Source organism: Rahnella sp. BIGb0236 (assembly GCF_004364755.1).
Classification (GTDB): Bacteria; Pseudomonadota; Gammaproteobacteria; order Enterobacterales; family Enterobacteriaceae; genus Rahnella; species Rahnella victoriana.
Window position 1 is genome coordinate 23,474 of record NZ_SOAO01000023.1, and the last position, 9,478, is coordinate 32,951.

Below are 9,478 nucleotides of genomic sequence, written 5' to 3' on the forward strand. Positions count from 1 at the left end.
GGCTGATTAAGCAGCTTCTTTCTGATCGCGTACAGCAGCCAGAGTGCGAACCAATTTGCCTGCAGAGGCTTCTTTCATGGTTGCCATCAGGCGTGCGATTGCTTCTTCGTAAGTAGGCAGAGTTGCCAAGCGGTCGATTTGAGCCGCAGAGATAAACTCACCTTCAAAGGCCGCAGCTTTAACCTCAAATTTTGCATTCGCTTTAGCGAAATCTTTGAACAGACGGGCAGCAGCGCCTGGGTGTTCAGTAGAGAATGCAATCAAGGTTGGACCGACAAACGTGTCTTTCAGGCACTCAAACTGAGTACCTTCTACGACGCGACGCATCAAGGTGTTACGAACAACACGCATGTAAACGCCAGCTTCACGACCTGCTTTACGCAGTTCAGTCATTTTATCTACAGTTACGCCACGGGAATCCGCAACAACCGCAGACAGCGCGCCTTTGGCTACTTCGATGACTTCAGCAACAATCGCTTGTTTGTCTTGAAGATTTAATGCCATTAGCTTTTTGCTCCTGGATTTAGCCGGGGAAAATCCCCGGAACTCACATCACTTGTTATCGAGTATCGATATCAAGCGTTCAAACACGGTGAGCAGAGAATCCAGCAAAGACAAATCTTAATTCTTTATAAAAAAGACAAAGAAATATTTTCTTCAGGCTCTGTCACCGTCTACGCAGGAAGGATTAAGTCCCTTTCAGGACACCTGCGGTCTTGGACGGAGGTCTGGATAGGCCAGACTCCAACCGAAAATTCTTGGTTTCGCATTAACGAAACAACGGGCCATAGATTCTAGACAAATCTATCGCCCGCGTAAAGCGATAAACGTCAGCAGTTAATTAGTTAACTGTTGCGCTCAGGCCGCTTTGATCAACAGAAAGACCTGCGCCCATGGTAGTGGACAGGCTTACTTTCTTGATGAAAACGCCTTTAGCCTGAGAAGGCTTCGCTTTTTTCAGAGCGACCAACAGAGCTTCCAGGTTTTCTTTCAGCTTGTCGGATTCGAAATCAACCTTACCGATAGTGGTATGGATGATGCCGTTTTTGTCGTTACGGTAACGAACCTGACCCGCTTTAGCGTTCTTAACTGCTTCAGCAACGTTAGGAGTTACAGTACCCACTTTCGGGTTAGGCATCAGACCACGTGGGCCCAGTACCTGACCTAATTGGCCAACAACGCGCATTGCATCAGGAGATGCAATAACAACGTCGAAGTTCATTTCGCCTTTCTTGATCATGTCAGCCAGATCTTCCATACCTACCAGCTCAGCGCCTGCAGCTTTAGCAGCTTCAGCGTTTGCACCTTGGGTGAAGACGGCAACGCGAACAGAACGACCGGTGCCGTGTGGCAGTACGGTTGCGCCGCGAACGTTTTGATCAGATTTACGAGCGTCGATGCCGAGGTTAACAGCAACGTCAACGCTTTCTACGAATTTAGCAGTGGCCAGCTCTTTGAGCAGAGCAACGGCTTCGGTGATGTCATACTGTTTAGTAGCATCAACTTTGTCACGGATCACGCGCATGCGCTTGGTCAGCTTAGCCATTTATTAATCCTCCACTACCAGGCCCATGGAACGAGCAGTACCTTCGATGGAGCGAGTCATCGCTTCAACGTCAGAACCAGTCATGTCCGCAGCTTTGGTTTCTGCGATTTCACGAACCTGAGCACTCGTTACTTTACCCACTTTGTCTTTGTTCGGCTTGCCGGAACCAGACTTGATACCAGCCGCTTTCTTCAGCAGTACTGCTGCAGGAGGGGTTTTGGTAACAAAGGTGAAAGAACGGTCAGAGTAAACAGTAATAACAACAGGAATCGGTAAGCCTTTTTCCATGCTATCAGTTTTAGCATTGAACGCTTTACAGAATTCCATGATGTTCACGCCTTGCTGACCCAGAGCTGGACCAACTGGCGGACTTGGGTTTGCCATACCAGCTGCAACTTGCAGCTTAACGTAGGCTTGTACTTTCTTGGCCATGGTAAATATCCTCGTTTGGGTAATATCGCCTGTTTGAAGAGGCTCCCCGTTATTTACAGAACTTTGTTCTTTATCTTTTTATGTGCAGAGACCACACATAAAAACAAAAGGCGCGAAATTATAGTTCAATTTCGCGCCCTGTACAACATCTGTTCTAATGAATATTGAGAACGCTGTTGTTAGCCTTTTTCTACCTGACCGAAGTCCAGTTCAACCGGTGTTGCACGGCCAAAGATGGATACAGACACTTTCAGGCGGCTTTTTTCGTAATCAACTTCTTCGACCACACCATTGAAGTCCGCAAACGGACCGTCGTTAACACGCACCAGTTCGCCTGGTTCAAACAGTGTTTTAGGACGTGGCTTATCACCCACTTGTTGCAGGCGATTCATGATCGCATCAACTTCTTTATCGCTGATTGGTGCAGGACGATCTGACGTTCCGCCAATGAAGCCCATGACACGAGGAACGCTGCGAACTAAGTGCCAGCTGGCGTCATTCATCACCATTTGTACCAGCACATAACCCGGGAAGAATTTACGTTCACTTTTACGGCGTTGGCCACCACGGATCTCAACCACTTCTTCGGTTGGAACCATGACTTCACCAAACAGTTCTTCCATGTCATGTAATTTGATGTGCTCACGCAGCGATTGCGCTACGCGGCCTTCAAAGCCGGAAAACGCCTGAACGACGTACCAACGTTTTTTAGGTGCTTCAGACATTTAGAACCTCAAGCCAGTAATGAAAGATACCAGGCGGACTAAAATACCATCCAGCCCCCACAGAATCAGAGACATAACGGCAGTCACCGCAGCAACGATCAGTGTGGTATGCAATGTTTCCTGGCGCGTTGGCCAAATGACTTTACGTACTTCAGTACGCGCTTCGCGAGCAAACGCGACTGTCGCTTTGCCTTTAGTGGTCAATAATGCCACCGCACCTGCAATTGCGATAATAACTACTACGGCTAACGCGCGTAACGGCAGGCTGTATGCACGGTAATAGTAGTTACCGACAATAGCTACAACCAACAAAACGGCAACAACCAGCCACTTTACCGCTTCCAGGCCGCGCCCGCTCCCTTGAGCCTCGGTATTCGCACTCATAAACCAACCCGTCACAATGATTCAGAACAAACAACTTTGCCTCGCATTGCGAGGCAAACCAAACCGATCGATGCTCTACTAGAGCGCAATTCGGTGTTTTACGCTATATCTCAGAGCCTATCTCACCAGTGATTATGACGTATAAATCGCTGATGAGATAGGTTCTCGCGCCACAGCGTAGAAAAAAGGGCATCGAATGATGCCCTTTTAGGGTGTATTGCGTCAACGAATAGTGACAAAAAATTATCAGCGATTAAGCGATAACTTTAGCAACAACACCAGCGCCTACAGTACGGCCGCCTTCACGGATTGCGAAACGCAGGCCGTCATCCATCGCGATTGGGTGGATCAGGGTAACAACCATGTTCACGTTGTCACCAGGCATTACCATCTCAACGCCTTCTGGCAGTTCGATAGTACCGGTCACGTCAGTTGTACGGAAGTAGAACTGTGGACGGTAGCCTTTGAAGAATGGAGTATGACGACCACCTTCATCTTTGCTCAGGATATACACTTCGGAATCAAACTTGGTGTGTGGTTTGATTGAACCTGGTTTAGCCAGAACCTGACCACGTTCGATGTCTTCACGTTTGATACCACGCAGCAGAACACCAACGTTCTCACCAGCACGGCCTTCGTCCAGCAGTTTGCGGAACATTTCAACGCCGGTACAAGTAGACTTAACAGTGTCCTTGATACCCACGATTTCAACTTCTTCGCCCACTTTAACGATACCGCGCTCTACACGACCGGTAACAACTGTACCACGACCGGAGATGGAGAATACGTCTTCGATTGGCAGCAGGAATGGCTTATCGATAGCACGCTCTGGCAATGGAATGTAGCTGTCCAGTGCTTCTGCCAGTTCGATGATTTTCGCTTCCCAAGTTGCATCGCCTTCCAGTGCTTTCAGCGCTGAACCTTTGATGACCGGGATGTCGTCGCCTGGGAATTCGTAAGCAGACAGAAGTTCACGAACTTCCATTTCTACCAGTTCCAGCAGCTCTTCATCATCAACCATGTCGCATTTGTTCATGAACACGATCATGTATGGAACGCCAACCTGGCGACCCAGCAGGATGTGCTCACGAGTCTGAGGCATAGGGCCGTCAGTTGCAGCAACAACCAGGATAGCGCCGTCCATCTGAGCAGCACCGGTGATCATGTTTTTCACGTAGTCGGCGTGCCCTGGGCAGTCAACGTGCGCGTAGTGACGAGTCGGGGTGTCATATTCAACGTGGGAAGTGTTGATGGTGATACCACGAGCTTTTTCTTCTGGTGCGTTATCGATCTGGTCGAATGCGCGAGCAGAACCGCCGTAGGTTTTAGCCAGAACGGTAGTGATTGCTGCTGTCAGGGTAGTTTTACCGTGGTCGACGTGGCCGATAGTACCAACGTTAACGTGCGGTTTGTTACGTTCAAATTTTTCTTTAGACATCGATTGTCCCTCTAAGACACGGTTAAATCGGTGGTATCACCACATCAACCAAGCATTTGCTTGATGAATTAGTTTACAGAAAGAAGATCAGGAGGGAGGGAGGATTTTGAAGTGGTGCTGATAGGCAGATTCGAACTGCCGACCTCACCCTTACCAAGGGTGCGCTCTACCAACTGAGCTATATCAGCACATACTTGGAGCGGGCAGTGGGAATCGAACCCACATCATCAGCTTGGAAGGCTGAGGTAATAGCCATTATACGATGCCCGCATCCTGGAACTCGGCTACCTGATTGTTCTGAAGAACTTGAAGACGGGGAAAAGGACGTGAGACACTTAATTCCTCACCTTCACTTGAAGCGACTCTTTCACTTCAAGCTGCCTCATTACTAAGGCTTGTATGGTGGTGGGGGAAGGATTCGAACCTTCGAAGTCGATGACGGCAGATTTACAGTCTGCTCCCTTTGGCCGCTCGGGAACCCCACCTAATTGTTAAGTACTTGAATGGTGCCGGCACCAAGAGTCGAACTCGGGACCTACTGATTACAAGTCAGTTGCTCTACCAACTGAGCTATGCCGGCATCAAGTGCTGCGCATTCTATGGAGACTTTACGGCCTATGCAACAAAAAAATTGCATGTTTTGCTCTATCGCTCATGTTTTATTCAAAAAGTAAGCATTTTCCCTTTCTTCGGGGTTTAAAGGCTCAAATTCTATTCAAAATCCCTCTGTCTTCCTGCCTGGCAATGGGCAGGTTGCTCTCTTTCCTTTCAGTCATTCATTGAAAATAATCATTCGCAGAGCGCAATCCTGAGATTTATGCACCGAAAATGGGCTCTTGCTTCATTAATGAACATCAAAAGGCATTTCTTTCCTGGTTGCGCCTGATTTTCCGACCAAAAATTCTGGCGCATATATTGCAACCTCTCTGGCGAACACCCTGGTTTATCAAATGAAGGAGTGCGCAATGAAAATTGTCATGCTCAATGCTGCAACATTACCTGTCTACAGAGATGAACTGGCGCAGTTGCTGGTAGATGCCAACAGTCAAGGTGCCTCCATCGGCTTTCCACATATCACCCGGCATAAAGAGGCCGAAGACGCTTTTCATGACCTGCGCCCTGCGCTATCTCAAAATGAGCGATTACTGTGGATTGCCAGAGATGAACAGGGTGTTATCGGCACAGTCCAGCTTGACTTAGCCCATTCGTCAGAACTGTCCCATCAGGCTGAGGTCGTCACTCTGCTGGTCAGTTCCCGCGCCAAGCGACGTGGTGTAGGCCGTTTGTTGATGCGTGAGCTGGAAAATACCGCCCAGGGGTTGCGTTGCTCTGTATTGTCCTCAGATATGCAGTCCGGCTCAGAGGCAGAAGCCTTCTACCGCGCTCAGGGATACCGATGCGCTGAGCTCAGGCAGGACGCTGTCCGCTACAGCAGAAAAAATGATGTGGTCTATTACAAACAACTTTCGCCTTTCCCATACACATCCCAGCCCCTCTTTTAGTCCTTAAGCAGTGTGGTGAGCGTTCACCGCACTGATACAGGTAACCTGCGTTTACATCATTTTCTTAAAAAATTTTTAACTCAATCAAAGAAATCGATAAGTTATAAGAAAAAGATCTCCCCCAAAAATTAAGGTGTCTATAATATGCTGCTGGTTTACTGTCTGGAGTTGGCGTGATCGCCTTTCCTGACCTGCGCTAACAGGCAGACTTTAACTTATGAAAAAAAGAGACCCATCTTTGGCAACTCCTTATCTGCAATTCGATCGTGCGCAGTGGGCAGCCTTACGTGATTCAGTACCGCTCACGCTTAAAGAAGCGGAAGTGGTGAACCTGAAAGGCATAAACGAGGATTTATCCCTCGAGGAAGTTGCGCAAATCTATCTGCCGCTTTCGCGCCTTCTCAATTTTTACATCAGTTCTAACTTGCGCCGACAAGCCGTGCTGGAACAGTTCCTCGGTACAGATGGACAAAAAATCCCTTATGTCATTGGAATTGCGGGAAGTGTGGCGGTGGGTAAAAGTACCACTGCCCGTGTCCTTCAGGCATTGCTAAGCCGTTGGCCAGAGCACCGTTCCGTAGAACTGATTACCACTGATGGTTTCCTTTATCCCAACAAGACGCTCCAGGAGCGCGGGATAATGAAGAAAAAAGGATTCCCACAGTCTTACGATATGCATCAACTGGTGAATTTCGTATCAGAAGTTAAGTCCGGAGCGAAACATGTGACAGCCCCTGTCTATTCACATCTGATCTACGATGTGATCCCTGATGGCAATAAAGTCATTGAGCAACCCGATATTCTGATCCTGGAAGGGTTGAATGTCTTACAAAGTGGTATGGATTATCCCCATGACCCGCACCATGTATTTGTTTCTGACTTTGTCGATTTCTCTATATACGTTGATGCGCCCGAAGACTTGTTACAAGGCTGGTATATTAACCGGTTCCTTAAATTCAGACAGGGTGCATTTTCAGACCCGGACTCTTATTTCCACCATTATGCAAAACTGCCTGAAGAAGAAGCAGTGAACATTGCAACGCAATTGTGGAATGAGATTAATGGATTGAATTTGCAAGAAAATATCTTACCAACGCGTGAACGAGCCAGCTTAATTCTGACCAAAAGTGCTAACCATGCAGTTGAAAGCGTTCGGTTAAGAAAATAAATAACTCACCTTAATTGAATAAAGGAGAGCAAACGCTCTCCTTTATTTTCATCAGACGCCGCGCAGTGAAATCTCACCACCAATATAAGGTTTTTGCACGCCATCCTGTTCAAGCAACAGTGCTCCCTGGGCATCGATGCCTCGCTCGATACCATGAATTTCCTGATCACCGATGAGTAATTTAACCGGGCGGTCGAGGAAGTTATCTAATCCCCGCCAGCGGGTAATAAATGGCGCCAATCCTTCCTGCTCGAAATGTAATAATGCTGACCGTAGCTCTTTCAGTAAGGTTGCGGTGAGTTCATTGCGATCAATATTAACCCCCGCCTCCTGCAGATTTATCCATCCCTGATTGATCGTGTCTGTCGCGGGTTCTCGCATCTTAAGGTTGATCCCCGCACCAATAACCAGCTGTGCCGCATCTCCGGTTTTGCCGGTTAATTCAACCAGTATCCCTGCCAGCTTGCGGTCATTAAGATAAAGATCATTAGGCCATTTAACGCGTACATCTTTCGCACCCAGTCGCTGCAGAACTTCTGCCATAACAATGCCGATAACCAGGCTCAGCCCCATTGCTGCGGCAGGTCCCTGTTCCAGCTTCCAGTACATAGAAAGATAAAGATTACTTCCAAAAGGTGAGAACCACTTGCGCCCGCGACGTCCCCGACCCGCCTGTTGATATTCTGCTACGCATGCATCTCCAGAACTTAATTCGCCGATTCGGTCCATAAGATACTGGTTAGTAGAATCGATAACGGGCAAAACCCTGACCTGACCTGCCGGGAGCAGTGCAAGAATTTTCTCTTCGTCGAGCAACTGGATAGGATATGGCAGGCTGTAACCTTTACCCGGGACAGTAAAGATATCAACGCCCCAGTCACGTACCGTCTGGATATGTTTATTAATCGCAGCACGGCTCATGCCCATGGCTGTACCTAACTGTTCGCCGGAATGAAATTCACCATCAGCTAAAATAGAAATCAACTGCAGAGGAACGGTAATATCTTTCATGACAGTGCTCCCACAGCGTTTACTTCACCATTACCTGCGATAAAACGAACTTCAGGTTCAAGCCAGATACCAAATTTTTCAGCAACAGTATCACGCACATATTTTGCCAATGCGCGTACATCTGCACTGCTTGCGTGGTCTTTGTTGATCAGTACCAAAGCCTGTTTATCGTGAACGGCAGCCCCACCAATGGCAAAGCCTTTCAGACCGGCCTGTTCAACCAACCAACCGGCTGCCAGCTTTATTTGTCCGTTAGCCTGCGGATAAGAAGGCATAGTGGGATATTCACTGCTGATTTTCTCCGCTACCGATGCATCCACTGCAGGGTTCTTGTAGAAACTTCCGGCATTACCGGTAACGGCAGGATCTGGCAATTTGTTTTGTCGCATCGCGCAAACGGAATCAAAGATTTCACGGGGAGTGACAGTCTCTGGATCTAAGCGGCTCAGATCTCCATATGTTAATTTTGGTTGCCAGTGTTTTTTTAGCTTCAGACCTACAGAGATAATGGCATATCCGTCTTTATAGGCATGTTTAAATATGCTCTCGCGATAACCAAACTGGCATTCTGCAGATGTTAAACGGGTCACTTTCCCTGCCTGAAGATCCAAAACATCAACGTATTCACAAACGCTTTGTAGCTCGATTCCGTATGCACCAATATTTTGAATCGGGGCAGAACCTACACATCCCGGAATTAAAGCAAGATTCTCGAGACCTGCAATATTATGATCTAAGGTGTAACACACCAGATGGTGCCAGTTTTCACCCGCCCCGACATGCAGCAACCACTCATCAGCATTTTCAGTCAGACTGATCCCCTTGATCCGATTCAGGACTACTGACCCTGCAAAATCCTCAAGGAAAAGAACATTACTTCCTTCACCTAAAAGCAAAAATGGCTGCTGTTTTTCCTGCGCTGATTTCCATGCGGCAATCAGTTGTTCAACGTTTTGAGCATGAATAATTTCAGCCGCATCAGCCGCCAGAGAAAATGTATTCAGGGATTGAAGAGAAGTACCGCCAGTCGACATAACAATATTACTCATGAGTGACTTATTTAGGCTTAGTTTAACCGATTCGATATCCGGTTACGTAGCGTTTTACAGGGTGGGCGAAATAGCTGATGTGAGAATGGGATGAATAATATACATGCTGCCTCAAATTCCCCATAGCAAAAAGCCCCACACTTTCGTGCGGGGCTTTTGGCTTTATTTGATGCCTGGCAGTTCCCTACTCTCGCATGGGGAGACCCCACACTACCATCGGCGC

The 9,478-nt window shown here is 47.8% G+C and carries 10 protein-coding genes and 4 tRNA genes; 2 read left to right on the forward strand and 12 right to left on the reverse strand.

Annotated elements, in window-relative coordinates; genetic code table 11:
• Positions 1 to 6: 6 nt before the first annotated feature.
• The 10 genes from rplJ to EDF78_RS25090 form a co-directional block, all read right to left on the reverse strand.
• The gene (gene rplJ / locus EDF78_RS25045; RefSeq protein WP_013577411.1) at positions 7 to 504 is read right to left on the reverse strand and encodes a 50S ribosomal protein L10; all 498 of its coding nucleotides are present in this window, start codon (positions 502 to 504) and stop codon (positions 7 to 9) included.
• Between the two features lie 337 nt (positions 505 to 841).
• A complete protein-coding gene (gene rplA, locus EDF78_RS25050; RefSeq protein WP_095924284.1) occupies positions 842 to 1,546 on the reverse strand; it encodes a 50S ribosomal protein L1 in 705 nt (234 codons plus the stop codon).
• Between the two features lie 3 nt (positions 1,547 to 1,549).
• Positions 1,550 to 1,978 (reverse strand): 50S ribosomal protein L11, encoded by a 429-nt coding sequence (rplK, locus tag EDF78_RS25055; RefSeq protein ID WP_013577413.1) that lies wholly within the window; start codon positions 1,976 to 1,978, stop codon positions 1,550 to 1,552.
• 179 nt (positions 1,979 to 2,157) lie between these two features.
• Positions 2,158 to 2,703 (reverse strand): transcription termination/antitermination protein NusG, encoded by a 546-nt coding sequence (gene nusG / locus EDF78_RS25060; RefSeq protein WP_009639145.1) that lies wholly within the window; start codon positions 2,701 to 2,703, stop codon positions 2,158 to 2,160.
• Complete coding sequence (gene secE / locus EDF78_RS25065) at positions 2,704 to 3,087, reverse strand: preprotein translocase subunit SecE (protein ID WP_034794996.1); 384 nt, start codon at positions 3,085 to 3,087, stop codon at positions 2,704 to 2,706.
• 253 nt (positions 3,088 to 3,340) lie between these two features.
• Entirely contained in the window at positions 3,341 to 4,525 is a 1,185-nt protein-coding gene (gene tuf, locus EDF78_RS25070) for an elongation factor Tu (RefSeq protein ID WP_013573670.1), read from the reverse strand.
• A 112-nt stretch (positions 4,526 to 4,637) separates the two neighbouring features.
• Positions 4,638 to 4,713: transfer RNA gene (locus tag EDF78_RS25075), tRNA-Thr, on the reverse strand.
• A 7-nt stretch (positions 4,714 to 4,720) separates the two neighbouring features.
• A tRNA-Gly gene (locus tag EDF78_RS25080) sits at positions 4,721 to 4,795 on the reverse strand.
• A 130-nt stretch (positions 4,796 to 4,925) separates the two neighbouring features.
• Positions 4,926 to 5,010 (reverse strand) — tRNA-Tyr (locus EDF78_RS25085).
• A gap of 19 nt (positions 5,011 to 5,029) precedes the next feature.
• Positions 5,030 to 5,105: transfer RNA gene (locus EDF78_RS25090), tRNA-Thr, on the reverse strand.
• A 385-nt stretch (positions 5,106 to 5,490) separates the two neighbouring features.
• Here EDF78_RS25090 and EDF78_RS25095 point away from each other — a divergent pair.
• Together EDF78_RS25095 and coaA are read left to right on the forward strand one after the other, a co-directional pair.
• Positions 5,491 to 6,027 carry a GNAT family N-acetyltransferase gene (locus tag EDF78_RS25095; RefSeq protein WP_133824169.1) on the forward strand — a complete coding sequence of 179 codons (537 nt, stop codon included), beginning with the start codon at positions 5,491 to 5,493 and terminating at the stop codon, positions 6,025 to 6,027.
• A 217-nt stretch (positions 6,028 to 6,244) separates the two neighbouring features.
• A complete protein-coding gene (coaA, locus tag EDF78_RS25100) occupies positions 6,245 to 7,195 on the forward strand; it encodes a type I pantothenate kinase (protein WP_133824170.1) in 951 nt (316 codons plus the stop codon).
• 51 nt (positions 7,196 to 7,246) lie between these two features.
• Here the strand turns inward: coaA and birA are convergent, their stop codons facing one another.
• Together birA and murB are read right to left on the reverse strand one after the other, a co-directional pair.
• Positions 7,247 to 8,206: a bifunctional biotin--[acetyl-CoA-carboxylase] ligase/biotin operon repressor BirA gene (birA, locus tag EDF78_RS25105; protein WP_095924280.1), complete on the reverse strand. Its 960-nt coding sequence runs from the start codon at positions 8,204 to 8,206 to the stop codon at positions 7,247 to 7,249.
• On the reverse strand, positions 8,203 to 9,240 hold the full coding sequence (gene murB / locus EDF78_RS25110; RefSeq protein ID WP_133824171.1) for a UDP-N-acetylmuramate dehydrogenase: 1,038 nt from the start codon (positions 9,238 to 9,240) through the stop codon (positions 8,203 to 8,205). The genes birA and murB overlap by 4 nt, the downstream gene beginning before the upstream one ends.
• Positions 9,241 to 9,478: the final 238 nt, after the last annotated feature.